This window comes from Aurantimonas sp. HBX-1 (genome assembly GCF_021391535.1).
In the GTDB taxonomy this organism is placed as follows: Bacteria; Pseudomonadota; Alphaproteobacteria; order Rhizobiales; family Rhizobiaceae; genus Aurantimonas.
Genome location: NZ_CP090066.1, coordinates 3954759 through 3979725, shown reverse-complemented (window position 1 = coordinate 3979725; position 24967 = coordinate 3954759). Strand labels below are relative to the sequence as shown.

At 68.9% G+C, this 24967-nt stretch carries 15 protein-coding genes and 1 pseudogene; 7 read left to right on the top strand and 9 right to left on the bottom strand.

Annotation, left to right across the window (positions count from 1 at the left end; translation table 11 throughout):
• Positions 1-3: 3 nt before the first annotated feature.
• The 3 genes from LXB15_RS18835 to LXB15_RS18825 all read right to left on the bottom strand — a co-directional run bounded on the left by LXB15_RS18835 (position 4) and on the right by LXB15_RS18825 (position 3653).
• Positions 4-402: a DUF1850 domain-containing protein gene (locus LXB15_RS18835; protein ID WP_233949895.1), complete on the bottom strand. Its 399-nt coding sequence runs from the start codon at positions 400-402 to the stop codon at positions 4-6.
• Positions 399-2594 carry a TRAP transporter permease gene (locus LXB15_RS18830; RefSeq protein ID WP_233949894.1) on the bottom strand — a complete coding sequence of 732 codons (2196 nt, stop codon included), beginning with the start codon at positions 2592-2594 and terminating at the stop codon, positions 399-401. The genes LXB15_RS18835 and LXB15_RS18830 overlap by 4 nt, the downstream gene beginning before the upstream one ends.
• Positions 2595-2702: 108 nt before the next feature.
• Positions 2703-3653, bottom strand: coding sequence for a TAXI family TRAP transporter solute-binding subunit (locus LXB15_RS18825; protein WP_370640133.1), 951 nt, complete (start codon positions 3651-3653; stop codon positions 2703-2705).
• A 186-nt stretch (positions 3654-3839) separates the two neighbouring features.
• Here LXB15_RS18825 and LXB15_RS18820 point away from each other — a divergent pair, with 186 nt between their 5' ends.
• The gene (locus tag LXB15_RS18820) at positions 3840-6011 is read left to right on the top strand and encodes a malate synthase G (protein ID WP_233949893.1); all 2172 of its coding nucleotides are present in this window, start codon (positions 3840-3842) and stop codon (positions 6009-6011) included.
• Positions 6012-6878: 867 nt separating this feature from the next.
• On the opposite strand, the pseudogene LXB15_RS21170 reads toward LXB15_RS18820, so the two are convergent.
• From LXB15_RS21170 to polA, 6 genes and pseudogenes are all read right to left on the bottom strand, one after another.
• Positions 6879-8099, bottom strand: a pseudogene (locus LXB15_RS21170) (polyhydroxyalkanoate depolymerase); the annotation flags it as partial.
• Between the two features lie 94 nt (positions 8100-8193).
• Positions 8194-8712: a GNAT family N-acetyltransferase gene (locus tag LXB15_RS18810; RefSeq protein WP_233949891.1), complete on the bottom strand. Its 519-nt coding sequence runs from the start codon at positions 8710-8712 to the stop codon at positions 8194-8196.
• A 1-nt stretch (position 8713) separates the two neighbouring features.
• Positions 8714-9007, bottom strand: coding sequence for a DUF1330 domain-containing protein (locus LXB15_RS18805; protein WP_233949890.1), 294 nt, complete (start codon positions 9005-9007; stop codon positions 8714-8716).
• Between the two features lie 50 nt (positions 9008-9057).
• Positions 9058-9774 (bottom strand): orotidine-5'-phosphate decarboxylase, encoded by a 717-nt coding sequence (gene pyrF, locus LXB15_RS18800; RefSeq protein WP_233949889.1) that lies wholly within the window; start codon positions 9772-9774, stop codon positions 9058-9060.
• Complete coding sequence (locus LXB15_RS18795) at positions 9771-11039, bottom strand: PAS domain-containing protein (protein ID WP_233949888.1); 1269 nt, start codon at positions 11037-11039, stop codon at positions 9771-9773. The genes pyrF and LXB15_RS18795 overlap by 4 nt, the downstream gene beginning before the upstream one ends.
• A gap of 154 nt (positions 11040-11193) precedes the next feature.
• Complete coding sequence (gene polA, locus LXB15_RS18790; RefSeq protein ID WP_233953248.1) at positions 11194-14115, bottom strand: DNA polymerase I; 2922 nt, start codon at positions 14113-14115, stop codon at positions 11194-11196.
• 689 nt (positions 14116-14804) lie between these two features.
• Here polA and LXB15_RS18785 point away from each other — a divergent pair.
• The 6 genes from LXB15_RS18785 (at position 14805) to dnaJ (ending at position 24854) form a co-directional block, all read left to right on the top strand.
• The gene (locus LXB15_RS18785; protein WP_233949887.1) at positions 14805-16199 is read left to right on the top strand and encodes a dipeptidase; all 1395 of its coding nucleotides are present in this window, start codon (positions 14805-14807) and stop codon (positions 16197-16199) included.
• Positions 16200-16493: 294 nt separating this feature from the next.
• A complete protein-coding gene (locus LXB15_RS18780; protein WP_233949886.1) occupies positions 16494-17357 on the top strand; it encodes a MipA/OmpV family protein in 864 nt (287 codons plus the stop codon).
• A 229-nt stretch (positions 17358-17586) separates the two neighbouring features.
• Positions 17587-19833 carry a transglycosylase domain-containing protein gene (locus LXB15_RS18775; protein WP_233949885.1) on the top strand — a complete coding sequence of 749 codons (2247 nt, stop codon included), beginning with the start codon at positions 17587-17589 and terminating at the stop codon, positions 19831-19833.
• Between the two features lie 509 nt (positions 19834-20342).
• Positions 20343-22271, top strand: coding sequence for a molecular chaperone DnaK (gene dnaK, locus LXB15_RS18770; RefSeq protein WP_233949884.1), 1929 nt, complete (start codon positions 20343-20345; stop codon positions 22269-22271).
• A gap of 218 nt (positions 22272-22489) precedes the next feature.
• Positions 22490-23572, top strand: coding sequence for an acyltransferase (locus LXB15_RS18765; RefSeq protein WP_233949883.1), 1083 nt, complete (start codon positions 22490-22492; stop codon positions 23570-23572).
• Positions 23573-23708: 136 nt separating this feature from the next.
• A complete protein-coding gene (gene dnaJ / locus LXB15_RS18760) occupies positions 23709-24854 on the top strand; it encodes a molecular chaperone DnaJ (protein WP_233949882.1) in 1146 nt (381 codons plus the stop codon).
• Positions 24855-24967 lie beyond the last annotated feature (113 nt).

Genomic DNA, 24967 nt, shown 5'->3' with positions numbered 1-24967 from the left:
GGTTTAGCGCGGAACCGGGGCGCTGCCGAGGGGCGACGCGCACCAGCGCACCGTGACCGGCGGGCCGGACTTCTCGCCGAGGACGAGGCAGGAATCGGCTGGGCCCTCCGCCGGGCAGAGCGTCCAGCCCGAGCCGGTCGCGCCGGACGCGGCCAGCACGAGTTGCGGGATCGCCGGCACGTTCGGCCGGTAGACATAGGCGCCGTCCTTGAGCACCGCGCCCTCCGGCGGCTCCATGCCGGCGCCGGACCCTTCGATCCGCCCCTCGACCACCGTCAGGCCGGACGGTCCGGCCGTCCAGCTCTCCTCCCAGCGGGTCTTCTCGACCGAGTGCGTCCAGGCGAGGGTGAAGGCGGACGCCGCCAGCGTCAGCGTCTTGCCGGCGGCGAGGATGCAGATCATTCGGCGACGGGAACGCGCTCGTCGGCCGGCGCGGCCCCGCGGGGCGTGGTGCCGCCGCCGGTCCGGTTGGCGATCACCGGCGCGCCGTGCCGGCGCCGCTGGTAGACGTGCCAGGCGATGAAGGCCGCCGAGAGGCCGAAGCCGATCTCGTCGGTGACCGGCAGCGCGGCGACCAGCGTGAAGGCGGCGACGGTCGCGACCAGGCGCTCCCACCATTTCAGCGGGGAGAGCAGGAAGCCGATCGCCGCCGCGCCCCACAATCCGATCGACAGCGACGTCTTGAAGACGATGTAGACAACCGCCGGCCAGAACCCGATCGCGTCGCTGAGCGGGCCGCCATCCTGCATCATCAGGGCCGGGGTGTAGACCGCCATGAACGGGATGACGAAGCCGGCAAGCGCCACCTTCACCGCCTGCAGCGAGATCTGCAGCCCGGGCGCGCGGGCGATCGGCGCCGCCGCGTAGCAGGCCAGCGCAACCGGCGGGGTCAGGTCGGCGAGGATGCCGAAATAGAACACGAACATGTGGCTGACGATCAGCGGCACGCCAAGCGCCAGCAGCGCCGGGCCGGCGATCGAGGCGGTAATGATGTAGTTGGGAATGGTCGGGATCCCCATGCCGAGGATCAGGCAGGTGATCATCGTCAGCACCAGCGACAGGAACAGCGAGGTGTCGCCGACGGCGACGATGAACTGGCCGAACGTGTTGGCGACGCCGGTCAGCGTCATCGTGCCGACGATGATGCCGACGATGGCGCAGGCGATGCCGACGGGAAGCGCCGTCTTGGCGCCCTCCGCCAGCGAATCGCGGGTCAAAAGCAGCGTCTCGCGGCCGCCGCGGAACAGCGCGGCGATCAGCATCAGCACCACCAGCGTCACCGCCACCGGCATGATTCCGTACTGGAAGAACGAGGCGGCCGAGACGCCCAGCCCGATCCAGAACACGTAGCGCAGCGCCTGGACGGAAATCTTGCCGGCGAGCGGCGCACCGATGATCAGCAGCGCGGTGAGCGCCAGGCCGATCGTCCCGGCATAGAGCGGGGTATAGCCGGAGAACAGCAGCCAGACGAGGACGCCCAGGGGCAGCAGGAGATACCAGCCTTCGCGCAGCGCCTTCAGCGGCGAGGGCAGCTCGTCGCGGGAAAGCCCCATCAGCCCGCGCTTGCCGGCCTCCAGATGCACCATCCAGAACACCGAGCCGAAATACAGCACGGCCGGAATGACCGCCGCCTGGACGACGGCGGCGTAGGGCACGTTCAGCGTCTCCGCCATGATGAAGGCGACGGCACCCATCACCGGCGGCATGATCTGCCCGCCCATCGAGGCGGTGGCCTCGACCCCGCCGGCGAAGGCCGGCTTATAGCCGAAGCGCTTCATCAGCGGGATGGTGAACTGGCCGGTGGTTACGACATTGGCGACCCCGGAGCCCGAGATCGTCCCCATCAGGCCGGACGAGATCACCGCCACCTTGGCGGCGCCGCCCCGTGCCCCGCCGACGAGGCCGAGAGACACGTCGGTGAACAGCTTGATCATGCCGGCGCGCTCGAGGAACGAGCCGAACAGGATGAACAGGAAGATGTAGGTGGAGGAGACGTAGGTCGGGATGCCGTAGATGCCCTCGGTGCCGAAGGCCATGTGGTCGATGACCTGCGAGAAGACGTAGCCGCGGGTGACGAAGGGCGACGGCAGGTAGTTGCCGAACAGGCAGTAGGCGAGGAATGCGCCGGCGATGATCGGCAGTGCCGGGCCCATGATCCGCCAGGTGGCGAGGAACAGGATGACCAGGGCGGCGACGCCGACGGCGGTATCCATCGGCAGCGGCATGCCGGCGCGGAAGATCAGCGGCTCGTATTCCCACCACTGATAGGCGGCGACGCCCATGCCGAGGATGCCGAGAACCCAGAAGATCGCCCGCACCGGGACGCTCTCGCCCTTGATGACGGCGACCAGCGGCAGGCCGAGCAGGCAGAGGAAGCCGACATGGATCGCCCGCACGATCTGCGAGGGCATGTCCAGAAGATGCGCCGCGGTGGCCAGCTGGAAGATCGAGAACAGGAAGGCGACCGCGAAGAGGATGCGGCCTTCTGGGCTCTCGGGAAACGCCGTGCCGAGGGGGTCCTGCAGCTCGGCATTCTCGCCGCCGCCGTGCTCCGCCCCATCCGCCTTGTGGGCACCGCCGCTCTGGCTCGTCATCCCGAATCCTCCCGAACCCTTTGGCGCCGGACCTTAGCGACGCGGGCGGGGAGGCGCAAATGCCCCGGCCGGGCCGCTGAGAAGGGGCCAGGCCGAGGCAGGAGCGGCCTAGAGCAGGCCGGCTTCCTTGTAGTAGCGCTCGGCGCCCGGATGCAGCGGCGCCGGCAGGTTCTTGGCTGCCGTCGCCGGGTCGATCGCCGTTGCCGCGTTGTGCGCGGCAACCATGTCCGGCAGGTGCTCGAAGAGCTGCTTGGTCATCTGGTAGACGAGTTCCTCGTCCACCTCGCTCGAGGTGACGAGAATGTTGGTGATCGCCAGCGTCGGCACGGCCGTGTCCTGGCCGTCATAGGTGCCGGCCGGGATCTCGGTCGCCTGGAAGGGCGCGCCGAGCTTTTCGGCGATCTCGGCCGGAACCGCGACGACGTTGATCGGAACCGACGAGGCGAGGTCGCGGATCGAGGCGACGCCGAGGCCCGCCGACTGCAGTGTCGCGTCGAGCTGGCGGTTCTTGATCAGCTCCACCGATTCGGCGAAGGGCAGGTATTCGGTCTTGCCGAGGTCGTCGTAGCTCATGCCCGCCGCCTTGAAGATCGCCCGCGCGTTGAGCTCGGTGCCCGACGCCGGCGCGCCGACCGACAGGCCCTTGCCCTTCAGTCCCGCGAGATCGGTCACGCCGGATTCACGTGAAGCGACGATCTGCACGTAGTTCGGATAGATCGCTGCGATCGAGCGCAGGTTCTCCACCGGCGCCTGGAAACCGGCCTCGGTGTCGCCCTCGACCGCCGCCTTCACGGAATCGCCCAGCGCGAAACCGATCTCGCCGCGTCCCTGGGCGATGAGGTTGATGTTCTCGACCGAGGCCTTGGTGGACTGCACCTGGGTCTTCACGCCCTCGATGTTCTCGCCGTAGATCTTCGCCAGCGCGACGCCGAGCGGATAGTAGACGCCGGACGTGCCGCCGGTCAGGACGTTGATGAACTGCTGGGCCGAGGCGCCGACAGGCGCGAAGGCGAGTGCCGCCACCATGGCGGTTCCGGCAAGCCGGTTGAAAAGCTGCATGCATATCCTCCCATCGAGCCGACATGGCTCTTGGCGCGATTAGTAACCGGCATGAGCGAAACCTCAAGGCCGAAGCTTCCCGCAACGTCGCCGCGGCCGCCTCGGCCGGGTTTCGGCCGGTGCGAAGCATTTGACTTCGCGCACACCATGGTCGATGTCGCAGGCGACAGGAAACGGAGGCACTGCATGCCGGACATGATCGACGTTCACGGCCTGAAGGTCGCGGCGATACTGAAGACCTTCATCGACGAGGAAGCCCTGCCGGGCACCGGCGTCGAGCCCGACGCCTTCTGGCAGGGCTTCGCCGGCATGCTCGAGGAACTCGCGCCGAGGAACCGTGAACTGCTGCAGATCCGCGAGACGCTGCAGGAGAAGATCGACGACTGGCACCGTGCGCGCCGCGGCAAGACCATCGACATGAAGGAATACCAGTCCTTCCTGCGCGACATCGGCTATCTGGTGCCGGAAGGCGCGGACTTTTCCATCGACACCGCCAATGTCGATCCGGAGATCGCGCTGATCCCCGGCCCGCAGCTGGTCGTGCCGCTGATGAACGCGCGCTACACGCTGAACGCCGCCAATGCCCGCTGGGGCTCGCTCTACGACGCGCTCTACGGCACCGACGCCATGGGCGACATGCCGGAAGGCAAGGGCTACGACCGCGCCCGCGGCGCCCGCGTCGTCAGCTGGGCGAAGGGCTTCCTCGACGGCCTGGCGCCGCTCGACAGGATCTCGCATATCGACGTCGACCGCTATTCGGTGGCCGGCGGCACGCTGGTCGCCGAGTTCGGCGGCGGCAAGACCGCCAGGCTGAAGAACCCGGCCGCCTTCGCCGGCCATCGCGGCGACGCAGCTTCCCCCTCGGCGATCCTCGTCAAGCACAACGGCCTGCATCTGGAAGTCGTGATCGACCCGGCGCACCGGGTCGGCAAGAACGACCGCGCGAATGTCGCCGACATGCTGATGGAATCGGCGGTCTCGACGATCTGCGACTGCGAGGACTCCATCGCCGCCGTCGACGCCGAGGACAAGACCGCCGTCTACCGCAACTGGCTCGGCCTGATGAAGGGCGACCTCGAGGACACGTTCGACAAGGGCGGCACGCCGGTGACGCGCCGGCTCAACCCGGACCGCGACTATGTCGGCCCGGACGGCCACGCCTTTTCGCTGCCCGGCCGCTCGCTGCTGCTGATCCGCAATGTCGGCCACCTGATGACCAACCCGGCGATCCAGCTGCGCGACGGCTCGGATGCGCCGGAGGGCCTGCTCGACGCGATGATCACCTCGATGATCGCCATGCACGACCTGAAGAAGACCGGTGGCATGCGCAATTCCCGCGCCCGCTCGGTCTACATCGTCAAGCCGAAGATGCACGGTCCGGACGAGGTGGCGTTCTCCGACACGATCTTCGGCCGTGTCGAGGACGTGCTCGGTCTAGACCGCTACACGCTGAAGATGGGCATCATGGACGAGGAGCGCCGCACCACGGTGAACCTCAAGGAGGCGATCCGCGCCGCCCGCCACCGGGTGTTCTTCATCAACACCGGCTTCCTCGACCGCACCGGCGACGAGATCCACACCTCGATGGAAGCCGGCCCGATGGTCCGCAAGACGGTGATGAAGGATCGCACCTGGATCGCCGCCTACGAGGACTGGAACGTCGACGTCGGCCTCGCCTGCGGCTTCCGCGGCAAGGCGCAGATCGGCAAAGGCATGTGGGCGGCGCCCGCCAAGATGCACGACATGCTGGCGCAGAAGATCGCCCACCCGCAGGCCGGCGCCAACTGCGCCTGGGTGCCGAGCCCGACCGCCGCGACGCTGCACGCGACGCACTACCACAAGGTGGACGTGCTGGCCTGGCAGGACTCGATCGCCGCCAAGGGCCGCCGGGCGATCCTCTCCGACATCCTGACCATCCCGCTCGCCAACCGGGCGAACTGGCCGGAGGAGCAGATCCGCGCCGAACTGCGCAACAACGCCCAGGGCATCCTCGGCTACGTGGTGCGCTGGATCGACCAGGGCATCGGCTGCTCCACCGTGCCGGACATCAACGATGTCGGCCTGATGGAGGACCGCGCCACCTGCCGCATCTCGTCCCAGCACATCGCCAACTGGCTGCATCACGGCGTCGTCTCGAAGGACGAGGTGATGGCGGCGATGAAGGAGATGGCGGAAAAGGTCGACCAGCAGAACGCCGGCGACCCGGCCTATACGAAGATGGCGGACGACTTCGACAACTCGATCGCCTTCCAGGCCGCCTGCGACCTGGTCTTCGAGGGACGCGTGCAGCCCTCGGGCTACACCGAGCCGGTGCTGCATCGCCGCCGGCTGGAGAAGAAGGCCCAGCTGGCCGGCTGAGTTAGCCGGGGCGGCGCTTGCGCGCCGTCCCGCATTTGAGACCGACGCGCAGCCCGTCGCGTCTCAGCGGCGGGCGTTGAGCGTCCGCTTGCCGGCGCGGGGCGTGCGACGGTTCTGCCGGGTGCCGGTCTTGCCCTTGGTCGCCTTGGGATCGCCGGAAGCCTTGCGGGCGACACGGGCGGCTTTCTCCTTCGCCGGAGCGGCGGCGGAGGTGGCATCCGTCCTTGCCGGAGCGGCGGCAGCGGCCGTCGCCGGTTTCGCAGGGGCCGTCGCGGCGGCGCGGGTCGGCGAGCTCGGGCTCGCGGCCGTCACCATGCGCTGCTTCTGCGGGCCCTGCGGCGCCACCGGCTTGCGCCGTTCCTTCTTCACCGGCTTCATCGCCCGCAGCGCCACGCTCTTCGGCTTGGCGGCGGGCTTTGCGGCCTGTTCGGGCATCGCCGGCTTGGCCGGTGCGACGGGCGCCGGAGCAGGCGCGGCCTCGGGCGCGACCCGCGGCTGGTCGTTGTCGGCGCGGCGCGGCGGCTCGTCTTTGGCGACCGGCGGCACCGGTGCCTCGGCCTTTGCGGCCTTGGCGGGCGCGCTGGCCGGCTCGGCGGCGGCGGGAGCGGCGGCTTTCGACGGCTTGGCCTTGGCGGGCGCGGCCGGCGGGGAGCCTTCGCCGGCGCTGGCGGTGACCGGCTTCGCCTTGGCCGCGGGCTTCGCCCTCGCCGGCTTGGAGGCCGCGGCCGGCGCTGCCGCGGCGGCCTCGACAGCCGGTGCTGCGCTGCCGGCGTTGCCGCCCGTCGTTGCCGCAACCTCCGGCTTCAGGTTTTCGGTCTTCGGGGCGGCCGGCTTGCGCGGCAGCGCGGCCGCCGCGTGGGTGGTGCCGTGGGTCAGCGCGAAATCGACGATGCGCGGCGCGATCTCGGCGCGGAAGCGCGAGCCGTTGAACACGCCGTAATGGCCGACCTTCGGCTGCATGTAATGGACGCGCTTGTCCTCGGGGATGTTGACGCAGAGATCCTGCGCGGCCCGGGTCTGGCCGACGCCGGAAATGTCGTCGTTCTCGCCCTCGACGGTGAGCAGCGCCGTGCGGCGGATCGCCGTGAGGTCGACGCGCTGGCCGCGATGCATCATCTCCCCCGTCGGCAGCGAGTGCTTGATGAACACCTCGTCCACCGTCTGCAGGTAGAATTCCGCCGTCAGGTCCATCACCGCGTTGTACTCGTCGTAGAAGCCGCGGTGCTTGTCGGCCGAGTCCCCGTCATCCTTGACGAGGTGCCAGAAGAACTCCTTGTGGGCGGTCATGTGCCGGTCGAGATTCATCGACATGAAGCCGGTCAGCTGCAGGAACCCCGGATAGACCGGCCGCATGAAGCCCGGCTGCGGGAAGGGCACCGCCATGATGACGTTGTCGCGGAACCAGTCGATGCCCTTTTCCTGCGCCAGCCGGTTGACCGCCGTCGGGTTCTCCCGCGTGTCGATCGGCCCGCCCATCAACGTCATCGTCGCCGGCGCGCACGGATCCTCCGCCGCCTCCATCAGCGCCGTCGCCATGATCACCGGCACCGCCGGCTGGCAGACGCCGACGATATGCGTGTCAGGACCCAGGAAGTGCAGCATCTCGATCAGGTAGTCGACATAGTCGTCGAGGTCGAAGCGGCCCTCGGTGATCGGCACCTTGCGGGCATCGGTCCAGTCGGTGATGTAGACGTCCGCATAGGGCAGCAGCGCCTCCACCGTGCCGCGCAGCAGCGTGGCGTAGTGGCCGGACATCGGCGCGACGATGAGGATCCGCGGATCCGGGCCGTGCCGCGCCGGCAGGGCGCGCTCGAAATGCAGCAGCCGGCCGAAGGGCTTCTCCCAGACCACCTTGTCCTGCACCGGCACGCGCTGGCCCCCGACCACGGTCTCGTACAGGCCGAACTCCGGCTTGCCGTAGACCCGGGTGCTGCGCTCGAACACTTCCGCGGCGGCGGCGATGGATCGCCCGGCGTGGGTGTGGGACATCGGGTTGAGCGGATGCTGGTAGAACAGGCGCGTGGCGTCCGCCATGGCCCGCAGCGGCACGATGGCCGCGTGGTTCATTTCGTAGAAATGGTACAACATCAGTCGCCGATCTTCTCCCGGAGTGACATCGAATATAGCAATTAATGCTGCAATGCACAAACTGGGCGACCGGTTGCCGTGGATCGCCCTGCCGTCAAAGCCATTTCACCATCGCCGGCCTGCCCGTGACTGGCGTTTCCGGCGGGGCGCTTGGGTCCGGCCGTAGCGGCAGGTCCGGCGCGAAGCCGAGATGACGATAGAATGACGCATCGTCGCCCCGGCCGACAGGGCCGCAGAGCGCCAGCGCGCGATGGCCGAACCAGCGTGCCCGCAGCGTCACAGCCACCAGCAGCGCCGACCCGACGCCCCGCCCGCGATGCCCCGGCGCGACCCGGTGCTCGACCAGCCGGTAGACCGGCCCCGCGCCGGCCGCGGCGGCATAGCCCGCCACCTCGCCCCCGCGTTTAGCGACGGCCACATACACCTCGTGGGCGAGGATCAGGCGGATGAAATCCGGCATGTCCGGCGGCGGTTCGCCCGGCTCGCCGGACGCCTGCCGGATCGAAAGCAGCACCTCTGCCTCGCCCGGCTCCATCATCCGCAGCCGGTAGCCCTTCGGGCCCATGCCGCGGAACGGCTTGCGCCCGGAGAGCGGGGCGGCCGGCGCGGCCATCTCAGGCGTCGTGGCCCTCGACGATGACCATCTCGGCATCGGCGCAGCGCTGCCGGATCGCCGCCGCCTTCTGGTACTGCTCGCTGTCGTAGCAGGCCTTGGCGGTCTCGACGCTCTCGAACTCGATGACCACGTTGCGCTGGCGCACCGGGCCCTCGAGCGGCACGTATCGCCCGCCGCGCGCCAGGAACTTCGCGCCGAACTGCTGGAAGGCCGGCGCCGCGGTCGCGACGTAATCCTTGTAGGCCTCGGCATCGTGTATGTCGACGCGAGCGATCCAGTAACCCTTGGCCATCCGTTCCTCCTCGGTTTGTCCTCGTCTGCCGGACCGGCCGGCGGGGGTAGTCAGGCCGCGGCGCGGGGCGCGCCCATCTCGGCGAGGATGGTTTCCGCCGCCCCGCGCGGGTCGGCGGCCTCGACGATCGGCCGCGCCACGACGAGATGCGAGGCGCCGGCGGCCAGCGCCTCGGCCGGGGTGGCGACGCGCTTCTGGTCGCCGGCGGCGGCGCCGGCCGGGCGGATGCCCGGCGTCACGATCGCCATGTCGGGCCCGAGCAGGGCGCGCATCGCGGCCGCCTCGGAGACCGCCGACACGATGCCGCCCATGCCGATGTCGCGCGCCTGCGTCGCCCGCAGCCGCACCAGGTCGGCGACGCCCAGGGCGTAGCCCGCCTCCTTCAGATCGGCTTCGTCGAGCGAGGTCAGCACGGTGACGCCGAGCAGCGTCAGCTCGTTGCCCTGCGCCGCCGCGACGGCGGCCCTCATCGCATGCGGATAGGCGTGCAGGGTCAGCATCGACGCGCCCAGCCCAGCGGCGGATTCGACGCCCTTGGCCACGGTGTTGGGAATGTCGAGCAGCTTGAGGTCGAGGAACACCTTCTTGCCGGCCCGGGCGAGTTCGCCCACCAGCGGCAGGCCGCCGCCATAGGCCAGCTGGTAGCCGATCTTGTACCACAGCACCGTATCGCCCAGCTGCTCGACGATCCTCTCCGCCGCGCCGCGGGTCGGCACGTCGAGGCCGACGATCAGCCGGTCGCGCGCGCCATTCTGCCAGTCTGTCATTGATCCTCGGGGTCTGGGGGAATGTCGACCGTCACCGTGGTGCCGGAGGTGTTGGCGTTGACGTCGAGCCGCGCGCCGAGCCCGCGCACCAGCGATACCGCGATCCGGCCGCCCAGTCCGCGCTGCGCTTCCCGCGCGCGGCGGCGGCGCATCGCCTGCTCGCCCGCCTCGACCACGGCGCTGCCGTCGCCCGCCTCGCCGGCACGGCCCATTCCCATCGCGTCGGCAATCTCGCGCGCGGTGTTGGGCGCTTGCGCGGCGCTCGCCTCGGCGGCAGCCTCGCGGACCGCCGCGACCGCCTCGGCGTCGACCGGCGCTGGTTCCCGGGCGCCGCCATAGGGCCAGTCGCTGCCCTCCGGCAGGCCGATCCCGTCGTCGGTGACGGTCATCCGGATGACGCCGGACGACAGCATCTTCAGCCGTGCCTCGACCAGCCCCTCGTCGCGGCCCGCGAAGGCATGCTTGAGGGCGTTGGTCAGGAGTTCGGAAAACAGCAGCCCGACCCGGGCGGCCCGCTCGACGCCTACCTCGATGGCGTCGCAGTCGACATTGACTCGCACCGAGCGGCGCCCGTCCAGATGGCCGATGGTCGAGGCGATGCGGCTGACATAGGCGCCGAGCGGCAGGCGCTTGGACCGCGCCGAGCCGACGCCGGCCTCGGTCATCTCCTGGTAGAGCAGCTGCAGGCTCTCGATCCGGCGGGCCAGCGCATGGAAGGACTCCTCGCTGGTATTGCTGCGCGCCTGCATGCGGATCATGCCGATGATCATCGCCAGGTGGTTCTTCACCCGATGCTGGATCTCGCCGAGCGCCGCGTCGAGTTCCCCGGCCGGATCGTCATCGACGGCTTCGCTGAGGTCGGCACCCTCGCTCATGTCGCGTTGCACGCCGAGGAAGCACTGCAGCTTGCCGTCGTCGTCGTAGAGCGGCGTGATCATCAGCCGGTTGAGGAACTTGGTGCCGTCGGCCCGGTAGTTGACGATGTCGACCGACACGTCGCGCTGGGCGCTCAGCGCCTCGCTGATCTGGCGCACATGCGCCGGGTCGGTCTCGTCGCCCTGCAGGAAGCGGCAGTTGCGCCCGATGGCCGCCTCGACGCTGTAGCGGGTGATCGTCTCGAAGGCGCGGTTGGCGTAGACGATCGGGTTGCCGTCGAGATGCGGATTGGTCAGGACCAGCGCCAACGGCACTTTCGCCAGCGCTGCCGCACTGACCCCGGCGGGCATCGCGTTGGCGCCCGCCTGCTCTCGTTCCTGGTGACCCATCGCTCTCCGCCGCCGCACTGCCCTTCGGCCCGTCGCAGGCTTGAGGTCGCGCCGGGACGAACACCGCCAGTTTAGCGCCTCCGGCATGCCCGGCAAGGCAAGGTTGCGCAGCCGGCACACGGTGCGACAATTCTGCAACCGGCGCCGCGGTGCCTCAGTGCGCCTCTTCCCAGTTACCGGCAGCCTTGGCGTCGACCTCGAGCGGTACCGAGAGGTCGACCCGCGGGTGGGCCGCCTCCGCCATCACCTGCCGGATGACCGGCAGCGTCGCCTCCACCTCGTCCTCCTCGACCTCGAAGACCAGCTCGTCATGCACCTGCAGCAGCATCCGAGCCGAAAGGCCCGCCTCCGCCAGCGCCGGCTCCATGCGGATCATGGCGCGGCGGATGATGTCGGCGGCGGTTCCCTGGATCGGCGCGTTGATCGCGGCGCGCTCGCAGAAGGCGCGCACCGAGGGGTTGGGCGACTTGATGTCGGGATAGTGCACCCGCCGGCCGAACAGCGTCTCGACGTAGAGATGTTCCTTGGCGAAGGCCTTGGTGGAATCCATGTAGTCGCGGATGCCCGGGAAGCGCTCGAAATACCGCTTGATGTAGAGCCCGGCCTCGTCGCGCGGGATCGCCAGCTGGTTGGCGAGGCCGAAGGCGGAGATGCCGTAGATGATGCCGAAATTGATCGCCTTGGCGCGCCGCCTAACCTCGGCCGGCATCCCCTCCACCGGCACGCCGAACATTTCCGACGCGGTCATGGCGTGGATGTCGTGGCGCTGGCGGAAGGCGTCCTTCAGCTGCGGTATGTCGGCGATATGGGCGAGGATCCTCAGCTCGATCTGGCTGTAGTCGGCCGAGACCAGCAGCTTGCCGGGCGGCGCGACGAAGGCGGTGCGGATCGCCCGCCCCTCCTCGGTGCGCACCGGGATGTTCTGCAGGTTCGGCTCGGAGGAGGAGAGCCGCCCGGTGGTCGTCGACGCCATGGCGTAGCTGGTGTGGATCCGGCCCTCGCGGTCCATGTGCGCCGGCAGCGTGTCGGTATAGGTGCCCTTGAGCTTGGCCAGCTGGCGCCAGTCGACGATGCGGCGCGGCAGCTCGTGGCCCTCGGCGGCGAGCTCCTCAAGCACCTTCACGTCGGTCGACCACTGGCCGGTCTTGGTCTTGCGCCCGCCCGGCAGGCCGAGCTTGCCGAACAGGATGTCGCCCAGCTGCTTGGGCGAGCCGGGATTGAACGCCTCGCCGGCCAGCTCGGCGATCTCCGCCTCGAGCCCCGCCAGCTTCTGCGCGAAGCGGCCGGACAGCCGCGACAGGATCTGCCGGTCGGTGGTGATGCCGCGCTCCTCCATGCGCGCCAGCACCGGCACCAGCGGCCGCTCCAGCCGCTCGTAGACCGAGGCGAGGCCCTCGGCCGCCAGGCGCGGCTTCAGCACCAGCCACAGCCGCAGCGTCACGTCGGCATCCTCGGCGGCGTATTCGGTCACCTTGTCGATCGGGCAGCTGGCGATCGCCTTGAGGCCGCGCCCCGACCCGCACAGCTCCTTGTAGGAGATCGGCTTGTGGCCGAGCAGCCGCTCGGACAATTCGTCCATGCCGTGGCCCTCGAGCGAAGCCGAGGCATCGAGGGCGTAGGAGATCAGCATCGTGTCGTCGAAGGGCGCGACGGTGATGCCGTGGCGCCGCAGGACGAGATAGTCGAACTTGATGTTCTGGCCGATCTTGAGGATCGCCGCGTCCTCCAGCACCAGCTTCAGCAGGGCCATCGCCTCGGCGAACGGCACCTGCGGCCCGATCTCCTCCTCGACCTTCTTGTCGGACAGGAGATCGGCCTCGCCGGACGGCGAGACGTGGGCGAGCGGCAGGTAGGCCGCCCGGCCGGCCCTGGTGGCGAAGGAGACGCCGATCAGGTCGCCGCTCATCGCCGACAGCGACGAGATCTCGGTGTCGACGGCGAGGATGCCGGTCTGGCGCGCCTCGTCCATCCAGGCCGCGAGCGTCGCCGCGTCGCGGATCGTCACGTAGGCGCTGCGGTCGAAGACGGAATTCGCCGCCGCGGCGCGGCGGCTCTCCGCCAGGCCTGCAGGGGTGAGGCTCAGCTGTGCCGCGCCCGCCGGAGCCGGTGCGGTGGCCGGATCGAGGTCGGGGCCGCGGGCCGGGCCTTCGACGGCGATCTCGGCCTGCGCCACCTCGCTGGCGTCGGTGCCGAGCCTGGCCGCGACGCGCCGCGTCAGCGTGACGAACTCCATCGCCTTGAGGAAGGCGACGAGCTTCTCGCCGTCCGGCTCGTGGATGAACAGATCGTCCAGCGGCACGTCGAGCGGGGTGTCGCAGTCGAGCGTCACCAGCTGCTTCGACAGCCGCGCCTGATCGGCGAAGGCGATAAGGTTCTCGCGCCGCTTCACCTGCTTGATCTCGCCGGCCCGCGCCAGCAGCGTCTCGAGGTCGCCGAACTCCTCCAGCAGCTGCGCCGCCGTCTTCGGCCCGATGCCGGGCACGCCCGGGACGTTGTCGGACGTGTCCCCGACCAGCGCCTGCAGGTCGATCATCTTCTCCGGGAAGACGCCGAACTTCTCGCGCACCTCGTCGCGGCCGAGCCGCTTGTCCTTCATCTGGTCGTAGAGCACGACGCCCGGTCGGATCAGCTGCATCAGGTCCTTGTCGGAGGACACGATGGTGACGTCGCCGCCGGCCTCGATCGCCCGGCACGTATAGGCGGCGATGAGGTCGTCGGCCTCGTAGCCCTGCTTCTCGATGCAGGGCAGGTCGAAGGCGCGCACCGCCTCGCGGATCAGCGCGAATTGCGGCACGAGGTCTTCCGGCGGTGCGGTGCGGTTGGCCTTGTACTCGGAATAGAGCTCGTTGCGGAACGTCGTCGAGGAATGGTCGAAGATCACCGCGAAATGCGTGGGCGCCACGCCCACCGACGTCTCGCGCGACTCCTCGACGAGTTTCCACAGCATGTTGCAGAAGCCGGCGACCGCCCCGACGGGCATGCCGTCGGACTTGCGGCTGAGCGGCGGCAGCGCGTGATAGGCCCGGAAGATGTAGGCCGAGCCGTCGACGAGGAAGAGGTGGTCGCCCTTGTTCATGCGCCGGTGGTATCGCGGGTCTTCGCGCAAGTCCATCGGCCGTGTCGTGACTCTGGCCGGCGCCCGGATCGGCCGGGACCCGGTCGTGGACTTTCGCGATCGGGAGAGGCGGGGCGGTTCCGCCGACTGCCGACGACCAGGCCACTGAGCACGAAAATTGACCTTGCGTCAGTCAAACCCTCTTGCGTTTCGCCACTACTCTGTGTTTGTTACCGTCGGTTAATAAATCTTCACGCCGTTGTGACGAACGCGCGCGAGCGCGGTCTTGATTTCCCTATGGGCGAGTCGCATCTTGCTGGGGACGGCATCAACGGTGCCGTGTTCGGCCATAGCACGTCCCCCGCTCTGGGCCGAATTAGAGCGATCCGGTCCTCTTTCCCCCTCTCCGGGACCGTCGCTCGCAGAAAGCAAGGGAGTCGTCGCGGTGTATCCCCCTCCAGGCCGCGGCGGCTCTCTTTGCTTTTGAGGATATCCCTCCATTCTTGCGTGACCGCCCGACGGTCTTCCGGCGTCACGTTTGCCCGCGATCTGCCGATGCCGCCGTCATCGGCGGTGGAAACGGCCGCCCGTTCCGGTCTGCGCCCTTGATTCCCCGGCCCTTGGTCCTCTAGGCATGGCATTCTCGACGCGCCCGCCCGCGGCTCCGCGCGACGGCAGACGTCCTCGACCTTCTCCCGGGATCCCACGCCATGTCCAAGCTCGACAGTGTCCTTGCCTGTCTCGACCTCAATCTCGACCGCTCGGTCGACCGGCTGAACGACCTCCTGCGGATTCCCTCGATCTCCACCGATCCCGCCTACGCCGCCGACTGCCGGCGCGCCGCCGAATATCTGGCGGGTGACCTGTCGGCGATCGGCTTCGACGCGGCTGTGCGCGACACGCCGGGCCATCCGATGGTGGTCGCCCACCACCCCGGGCCCGACGGCGCGCCGCACGTCCTCTTCTACGGCCATTACGACGTCCAGCCGGTCGATCCGGTCGCGCTCTGGGATACCGACCCGTTCGAGCCGCGGATCGTCACCATGCCGGACGGCACGCAGCGGATCGTCGCCCGCGGCGCCGCCGACGACAAGGGCCAGCTGATGACCTTCATCGAGGCCTGCCGCGCCTTCAAGGCGGAGACGGGCGGTCTGCCCTGCGCGGTGACGATCTTCCTCGAGGGCGAGGAGGAATCCGGCTCGCCGTCGCTGCGCCCCTTCCTCGAATCCTACCGGGACGAGCTGACGGCCGACGTCGCGCTGGTCTGCGACACCAACATGTGGAACCGCGAGACGCCGGCGATCTCCACCGGCCTGCGCGGCATGGTCGGCGAAGAACTCACCATCAAGGCCGCCAGCCGCGACCTGCATTCGGGCTACTATGGCGGCGCGGCGCAGAATCCGGCGCGGGTGCTGGCGAAGATCCTCGCCGACATCCACGACGCCGACGGCCGGGTGACCATTCCGGGCTTCTACGACGGCGTCGACGAGCTGCCGGACGCGGTCCGCGCGGTCTGGGACGGACTCGGCTTTTCCGAAAAGGACTTCCTCGGCGAGGTCGGCCTGTCGGTGCCGGCCGGCGAGAAGGGCCGCTCGGTGCTGGAGCAGGTCTGGTCGCGGCCGACCGCCGAGTTCAACGGCATCGAGGGCGGCTACACCGGCGAGGGCTTCAAGACGGTGATCGCCGCCGAGGCGCGCGCCAAGATCTCGTTCCGCCTCGTCTCCCGCCAGGATCCCGAGCAGATCCGCGCCGCCTTCCGCCGGTTCGTCACCGAGCGCCTGCCGGCCGACTGCACCGCCGAGTTCGAGGAACACGGCGGCTCGCCGGCGATCCAGCTGCCCTTCGATTCGCCCTGGCTCGGCGCGGCCCGCACGGCGCTGTCGGATGAATGGCCGAAGCCCGCCGTGATGATCGCCATGGGCGGCTCGATCCCCGTGGTCGGCGAGTTCAAGGACCTGCTCGGCATGGAATCGCTGCTGATCGGCTTCGGCCTCGGCGACGACGCGATCCATTCGCCGAACGAGAAGTACGAGATGTCGTCCTTCCACAAGGGCCAGCGCTCCTGGGCGCGGGTCCTGGAGGCGCTCGGCAGCCGCGCGTCTTAAGGAAAGCTTAACGGATTGCCGGCAATCTGACTTATGAGGGGTACCGCACTTTCCCTGGGCGATGACTCGTCCGACGGGGAAGCGGGGTTAGACGGAAGGGCGCGGCGCCGAGGGGGTTGCCGCGCCCTTCTGCGTTTACAATCCTTTGGCCGAATGGTGCGGCTGTTGTCGCCGGGCAACGCTGCCGGCGCAAACATCGCGGACCCGCGCCAAAGCGAGCGATCCCGGATTGTCGATTACTCAGATTACCGTATGAACGAAGGACATCACGCGTCCTGCCGGCTCGACCGGCGAATGAAGAGACGCGGACGGCTGGAGTATCAGGACATGCGTATCGTCACCGCCGCCGTGGGCCTCGCCCTTCTGCTTGGCTCGAGCCTCGGCGCGGCTGCCGCGGACGTCTATGCCCCCTACGAGCCGGACGCGGCGCCGCCGGCGCCCGCGGCCTACGACTACGGCGACACCGATTTCGTCTTCTTCCTCGGAATCGGCGGTGTCGTGGTGCCGGAATATGACGGTGCCGAGGACTACCAGCTCAGCCCGCAGCCGATCATCAGCGTCGAGTATCTGAGCATCCCGGGCCTCGGCGCCTTCGGCGGCAAGGACGGCCGCGGCTTCTCGGTCGGTCCCTCCTTCGGCTATATCGGCGAGCGCGACGCCTCCGACTATGACGGCCTGGACGGGCTCGACGATGTCGACGCCACCTACGAACTTGGCGTCAAGGCCGGCTACGAGTGGGAGCATGCCGAGATCTACGGCGCGGTGCGCTATGCCTTCGGCGGCGCCGACGGCTTCGTCGGCGACATCGGCGCGAACCTGATCGCGCGGCCCACCGAGCGCATCGTGCTGAAGGCCGGCCCGACCGCCAGCTTCGCCTCGAGCGACTACATGGACGCCTATTTCGGCGTCACGACGTCGGAATCCTTCAACACCGGCGGCCGGCTCGCGCCCTACGATCCCGACGGCGGCTTCAAGAGCGTCGGCGTCGCGGCGTCGGCCCGCTACGAGGTGTTCACCGACTGGTTCGTCGATGCCGATGCCTCCTATTCGCGGCTGGTGGGCGACGCCAAGGATTCGCCGATCGTCGAAGAGGGCGACGCCAACCAGTTCACCTTCGGCCTCGGCATCTCCAAGCGCTTCTCGCTCGACCTCTGGTAAGGCTCCTGCGGGACCCTGCCATCGTCGCGCGGCGGTCGGGCTGGCCCTGCCGCATTGCTTAACGCCCCGTTAATTCGCCGCATTTAGGCTCCACCCCAGCGATCGCCTCGCCGCTTCGACCATGGCGGCGAGCCGGGCCGCGCCGACTTCGTCCGAAGGCCGGCAGGCCGGGGATCGAGTGGGGACAGGGTACCGGCACGCCGGCTTGCCCTTCGGACAAGGGCTGCAGATGGCTGCGAAACGGCACGAGCGAATCGAACCGACCTTTTCCGCGCCGGCCGACGACGAGTTCCGGATCAGCGCCGAGGACCGGGCCGTGCCACCAGCCGCCAACGACATCCGCCGGAAAGCCTCCCGCAAGTCCGCCAAGGCCGGGGCCGCGTCCGGCAGCCGCGATGCGCCGCGCCGCGGCCGTGCCTCCCGTTCGGGCGGCGGGGGCGGTGGCCGGCGGCGCCGCAGCTTCATCGGACACCTGTTCCGGCTGTTCGTGCTTCTGGGGATGGTCGGCGGTCTCGCCGTGGCGGCCCTCGTCGGCTACGTCGCGGTGAAGCTGCCGCAGGAGGCCTGGGCAATCCCGGACCGGCCGCCCAACGTCAAGATCGTCTCCGTCGCCGGCGACGTCCTCGCCAATCGCGGCCTCACCGGCGGCAAGGCCGTCGCCCTCGACGAGATCAGCCCCTACGTTCCGCAGGCCGTCATCGCCATCGAGGACCGCCGCTTCTACGACCATTACGGCATCGACCCGGTGGGCATCGTCCGCGCGTTCTTCGAGAACATGGCGGCCGGCGAGACCGTGCAGGGCGGCTCGACGCTGACCCAGCAGCTGGCGAAGAACATCTTCCTCAGCCCCGAGCAGTCGCTGGAGCGCAAGCTGCAGGAGGCGGTGCTGGCGCTCTGGCTGGAGCACCAGTTCACCAAGGACCAGATCCTCGAGATGTATCTCAACCGGGTCTATTTCGGCTCGGGGGCGACCGGCATCGAGGCGGCGGCGGGGCGCTATTTCGACAAGCCCGCGTCGGAACTCGACCTCTCCGAGGCGGCATTGCTCGCCGGCCTGCTCAAGGCGCCCTCGCGGCTGTCCCCGGCAAGGGACCCCGAGGCCGCCAAGGCGCGTGCCGAAGTCGTGCTCGCGGCGATGCGCGACACCGGCTTCATCGGCGACGCCGAGTACGCCGACGCCAGGGCGCAGAAGCCGACCAAGGCGCGCAGCTACTGGAACGGGGCGGAGCACTATGCCGCCGACGTCGTGATGCGTGACATCCTCGACCTGGTGGGCGAGGTGAAGGAGGACGTGATCGTCGAGACGACGATCGATCTCGGCCTCGAGCGCGCCGCCGAGAAGGCGATCCGCACCACCGTCGACGGCGCCAAGCAGAATGTCAGCCAGGGCGCGCTCGTCGCCCTCGACGGCACCGGCGCGATCCGCGCCATGGTCGGCGGGCGGGACTACGCCCAGAGCCAGTTCAACCGCGCCGTCGACGCCAAGCGCCAGCCGGGCTCGACCTTCAAGCCCTTCGTCTACGCCGCGGCGATCGAGGCGGGCTGGCGCCCGGAGACGATGATCGAGGACGGCCCGGTCACGATCGGCAACTGGTCGCCGCAGAACTACGACAACCGCTTCCGCGGCCCGGTGACCCTCGCCGATGCGCTGCGGCAGTCGCTGAACACCGTCGCCGCGCGCCTGGTCGAGGCGGTCGGCGCGCCGGCGGTCATCGAGATGGCGAGCCGGCTGGGGATCGGGTCGACGCTGGTCGAGAACGCCTCGATCGCGCTCGGCACGTCGGAAGTCTCGCTGCTGGAACTGACCGGCGCCTTCGCCCCCTTCGCCAACGGCGGCTACCGGGCGACGCCGCATCTGGTCAACCGCGTCACCACCGAGGACGGGAAGGTGCTGTGGGAGCGCGGCGCCGAGGTGCCGCCGATCATTATCTCCCCCGAGGTGGTGGGGATGATGAACGCCATGCTGACGCGGGTGGTCGAGGCCGGCACCGGCCAGCGGGCTGCCCTCGAGGGCTGGCAGGCTGCCGGCAAGACCGGCACGACGCAGGATTTCAAGGATGCCTGGTTCGTCGGCTACACCGCCAACCTGATCACCGGCGTCTGGCTCGGCAACGACAACGGCGCCAACATGCAGAAGGTCACCGGCGGCACGCTGCCGGCCGAGGCCTGGCACGACTTCATGGTCGCCGCGCACGAGGGACTGCCGGCGACGCCGCTGCCGGGCGACTACCGCATCGGCGAGCAGGAGGCCCCGCTGACCGCCGACAGCGGCTATGGCGAGGGCGGCTACTACGACCCCGCCGCGCCCGACAGCGGCTATTATTACGACGAGGCGCCGGTGCCGCCGGGCGACATCCCGCGCGGGGCGATCGTCAGCGACGGCCCGCCGCCGCCGGGCGTGACGGTCGAGGGACGCGTCGGCGGTGGCGGTCGGGCCAGCGACGAGTCGCTGTTCCGGCGCATCTTCGGCGGTTAGGCCGGAGGTTACTGCCCCCCCGGACGCGATGCGGCCCCACCGGCAGGGCCGGCGGGGCCGAATTTCGTCTCGATCGGCGAAGAGTCGCTTGGCGTCAGAGAACGCCGATGAGCGACAGCACGATGGCGACCACGACGACCAGCCCGACGATATAGATGATGCTGTTCATGACTGAACTCCTGTTGCGGAACCCCGCGAAGGCTGGCCGGGCCACCCGCTCCGAGGTCATTACCGTCGGTAAAGCGCGCGAGGGCGGCTGCGGTTCCTTCGGCGGTCACGTTTCACGGCGCACCAGGCGCGGCGGTGGCTGCGGATGACGCTGCTCCTCACGAAACCGCGACCATCCGCCTTGCGCGCCGAAAACCCGGTTCATATATAGCCGCCAGCCCCGCAGAGCCTGTTTGTTCAACGGTTTTGGCCCCGCGGTGTTTCCAAGAATTCTGGGGGCTGCCCTTGGCGGAATGCCTCTTAGAGGGTCCCGGGTGGCTCGCTCGCAAAGGAGAATGCTCATGGCGAAGGTAATCGGAATCGACCTTGGCACCACCAATTCCTGTGTGTCGGTCATGGACGGCAAGACGGCGAAGGTGATCGAGAACGCCGAAGGCGCCCGCACGACGCCCTCGATGGTCGCGTTTACCGACGACGGGGAACGACTGGTCGGCCAGCCGGCGAAGCGCCAGGCAGTGACCAATCCCGAGAATACGCTTTTCGCGATCAAGCGCCTGATCGGCCGGACCTTCCAGGATCCGACCACGCAGAAAGACAAGGGCATGGTCCCTTACAAGATCGTGCGCGCCGACAATGGCGACGCCTGGGTCGAGGCCGAGGGGACCAAATATTCGCCCTCGCAGATCTCCGCGATGATCCTGCAGAAGATGAAGGAGACGGCGGAAGCCTATCTCGGCGAGAAGGTCGAGAAGGCGGTCATCACCGTTCCCGCCTACTTCAACGACGCCCAGCGCCAGGCGACCAAGGATGCCGGCAAGATCGCCGGCCTCGACGTGCTGCGCATCATCAACGAGCCGACGGCCGCGGCGCTCGCCTACGGCCTCGACAAGAACGACGGCAAGACCATCGCGGTCTACGACCTCGGCGGCGGCACCTTCGACGTGTCGGTGCTGGAGATCGGCGACGGCGTGTTCGAGGTGAAGTCGACCAACGGCGACACCTTCCTCGGCGGCGAGGATTTCGACATGCGTCTGGTCGACTACCTCGCGTCCGAGTTCAAGAAGGACCAGGGCATCGACCTGAAGAACGACAAGCTGGCTTTGCAGCGCCTCAAGGAGGCCGCCGAGAAGGCCAAGATCGAGCTGTCGTCCGCCTCGCAGACCGAGATCAACCTGCCGTTCATCACCGCCGACGCCTCCGGGCCGAAGCACCTGACCATGAAGCTGACGCGCTCGAAGTTCGAGAGCCTGGTGGATGATCTGGTGCAGCGCACGGTCGAGCCCTGCAAGGCGGCGCTCCGCGATGCCGGCCTGTCGGCTGCGGACATCGACGAGGTGGTTCTGGTCGGCGGCATGACCCGCATGCCCAAGGTCCAGGAGACGGTGAAGAACCTGTTCGGCAAGGAGCCGCACAAGGGCGTCAACCCGGACGAGGTGGTCGCCATGGGCGCCGCCATCCAGGCCGGCGTGCTGCAGGGTGACGTCAAGGACGTGCTGCTGCTCGACGTGACGCCGCTGTCGCTCGGCATCGAGACGCTGGGTGGCGTGTTCACCCGCCTGATCGACCGCAACACCACGATCCCGACCAAGAAGAGCCAGGTGTTCTCGACCGCCGAGGACAACCAGAACGCCGTGACCATCCAGGTCTACCAGGGCGAGCGCGAGATGGCCGCCGACAACAAGTCGCTCGGCCGCTTCAACCTCGAGGGCATTCCGCCCGCACCCCGCGGCGTGCCGCAGATCGAGGTCACCTTCGACATCGACGCCAACGGCATCGTCAACGTGTCGGCCAAGGACAAGGGCACCAACAAGGAGCAGCGGATCACCATCCAGGCTTCCGGTGGTCTGTCGGATGCCGACATCGAGCAGATGGTGAAGGACGCCGAAGCCAACGCCGAGACCGACAAGAAGCGGCGGGCGACCGTCGAGGCGCGCAACCAGGGCGAAAGCCTGCTGCATTCGGCCGAGAAGTCCCTCGCCGACTACGGCGACAAGGTCTCTGCCGATGACCGCGCGTCGATCCAGACGGCGATCGACGAGCTGCGCGCCGAGCTGCAGAACGAGGCGGCCGATGCCGACTCGATCCGCGCCAAGAGCGACCGGCTGGCGGAAGTGTCGATGAAGCTCGGCCAGGCGATGTACGAGGCCGCACAGGCCAGCGACGCCGCCGGCGAGGCGGGCGGCCAGGATGCCTCGGCATCGGGCAAGGACGACGTGGTCGACGCCGACTTCGAGGAAGTCGACGACGAGGACCGCAAGAAGTCGGCCTGACGCTCCAACACTCTTCGACAATCAAGAAGCCCCGGCGGACCATCCGCCGGGGCTTTTTCGTTTCCGGCGGCGGCTGCGCCAGGCCTTGTGGCGACTGCGCTGTTAACGCAATTTTCACCTTCCGCTTGCACGCTGGGTGGTCGGTAGTGCCAATGGACGGCGTTTCCAAGTCGGGGCTCCCGCGTATCGCGCTGCCCCCGCATCGGACCGGAGCTGCCGTGTATTTCCGCCTGTTCGACTGCTGGCGCTTCGTCGCCGCCATCCTCATCATGGCCTATCACTTCCTGTACACGGCGCCCTACGGCGCGGCGGCCGGCACCGAGTTCCTCGGCCGGCTGCTGCCGCTGCTCGACATGTTCTTCATGATCTCCGGCTTCTTCATCACGACGCGCTACGGCGGCGAGCTGCGCGGCGTCGCCGACTATCGCGGCTTCGTGCGGCGGCGGATCGCGCGGCTCTATCCGCTGCACGCCATCGTCACGCTGTTCTTCGTCGCCGTGGCGGTCGCCGCGATGCTCGCCGGCGCGGACAATTATCCCTGGGCGCGGGAGCTGGAGGCGGCGCCGCTGCATCTGCTCGCGGTACACGCGCTCGGCGCCACGGATCACCTGGCGCTCAACTACGTCTCCTGGTCGGTCAGCGCCGAGTTCTTCTGCTACGCGGCGTTTCCGCTGATCGTCGTCGCCATGCGCTGGAAGGGGCTGCCGGGGCTCTGCCTGTTCACCGCCTGCTGGATCGCCGGGCTCGAGCTCGCCTCGCGCTGGGGTGTCTTTCCGTCGGGCCACTGGACGACCGCCGACACGATGGGGGCCTACCGGGCATTTGCGGATTTCTGCATCGGCGCCTGCATCGCAAGTATCGTCGCCGGGCGCTCGCTGGATGTTCGCTCGCACGTGCCCGGCCTGGTGCTGCTCGCCGCGGCGGTCGGGGCAATGATCGGGCAGCTGCCGGCCTATCTGGTCCTGGCGCTGCTCGCCGGATCGCTGACCGCGACGGCGCTGGCCGAGACCGCGCGGCCGCACTCGACCAACGCCCTGCGCTTCGCCATGCCGGTGACGCGCGTATCCTTCGGCATCTACCTCTGGCACCCGGTGATGGAGTTCGTCTTCCTCACCGTCATCTGGGACCGCTGGGTCGGCCCGGCGGGCATCGTCGACTTCTACGTCTTCTGGTTGCTGCCGATGGCGGCGACGCTGGCGGTGGCGATGCTGTCGGACCGCTATCTGGAGAAGCGCTTCGGCGCGCTGATCGCCGGCCCGCGCCCGCGCCGGACGGGCGAGCCGCGGCTCGCCTCCGCCTGAATCCGGCCGATTCCTTTCCCGCTGCCGCTATGGTAACCCCCGGCGGCCATTCCTACATGCTGGGCTTGCGACGAAAGGCGTCACCGGCGCCGTCGACCGTTGCGACCAGCCTGCCGAACAACCGATGGAAGCGTGAATGAAGGCCGATTACTACGAGATGCTCGGCGTGTCCCGCGAGGTCGACGAAAAGGGACTCAAGGTCGCATTTCGCAAGCTCGCGATGCAGTATCACCCCGACAAGAACCCGGGTGACGCCACGGCGGAAGTGAAGTTCAAGGAACTCGCCGAGGCCTACGAAGTCCTCAAGGATCCCCAGAAGCGCGCCGCCTACGACCGCTTCGGCCACGCCGCCTTCCAGAACGGCGGCGGCGCCGCCGGGTTCCGGGGCGACTTCGCCTCGTCCATGGCCGACATATTCGACGATATCTTCGGCGAGATGATGGGCGGCCGCGCCCGTGCCGGCGGCCGAGGCGGCGGCGGCTCCGGCCGCGAGCGCGGCTCGGACCTGCGCTACAACATGGAGATCTCGCTGGAGGAAGCCTTTACCGGCAAGACCGCCGAGATCAGCGTTCCCACCACCATCCAGTGCGACGAGTGCACCGGCACCGGCGCCCGCCCGGGCACCAGCCCGCAGACCTGCCCGACCTGCGGCGGCGTTGGCCGCGTGCGCGCCGCCCAGGGCTTCTTCTCGATCGAGCGCACCTGCCCGAACTGCGAGGGGCGCGGCCAGGTCATCGCCGATCCCTGCCGCAAATGCGGCGGCGACGGCCGGCTGCCGGAGGAGCGCAAGCTCTCGGTGAACATCCCGGCCGGCATCGAGGACGGCACCCGTATTCGCCTCGCCGGCGAGGGGGAGGCGGGGCTGCGCGGCGGCCCGGCCGGCGACCTCTACATCTTCCTGTCCGTGCGCCCGCACGAGTTCTTCCAGCGCGACGGCGCGGACCTGTTCTGCAAGGCGCCGATGTCGATGATCACCGCCGCCCTGGGCGGCCATTTCGACGTTAACACGCTCGACGGCGCGACCACCCGGGTCAAGGTTCCCGAGGGCACCCAAACCGGCAAGCAGTTCCGCGTCCGCGGCAAGGGCATGCCGGTGCTGCGCTCGACGCAGGTCGGCGACCTGTTCATCCAGGTGACGATCGAGACGCCGCAGAACCTCTCCCGGCGCCAGCGCGAGTTGCTGGAGGAGTTCGAGGAATTGTCGTCCTCGGAGACCTCGCCGCAGTCCAACGGGTTCTTCGCCCGCATGAAGGAATTCTTCGAGGGCTTGAGCGAGACCTGAGATGCGCCATGTGCGAGGGGGTGAGGCGCTGACACCTTCGGTGTCGTGACTTCGTAACAGTGCTGGGCGACATTGGACCGGCGGGCAGGTGGCGCCGCACGAGGGGAGTACCG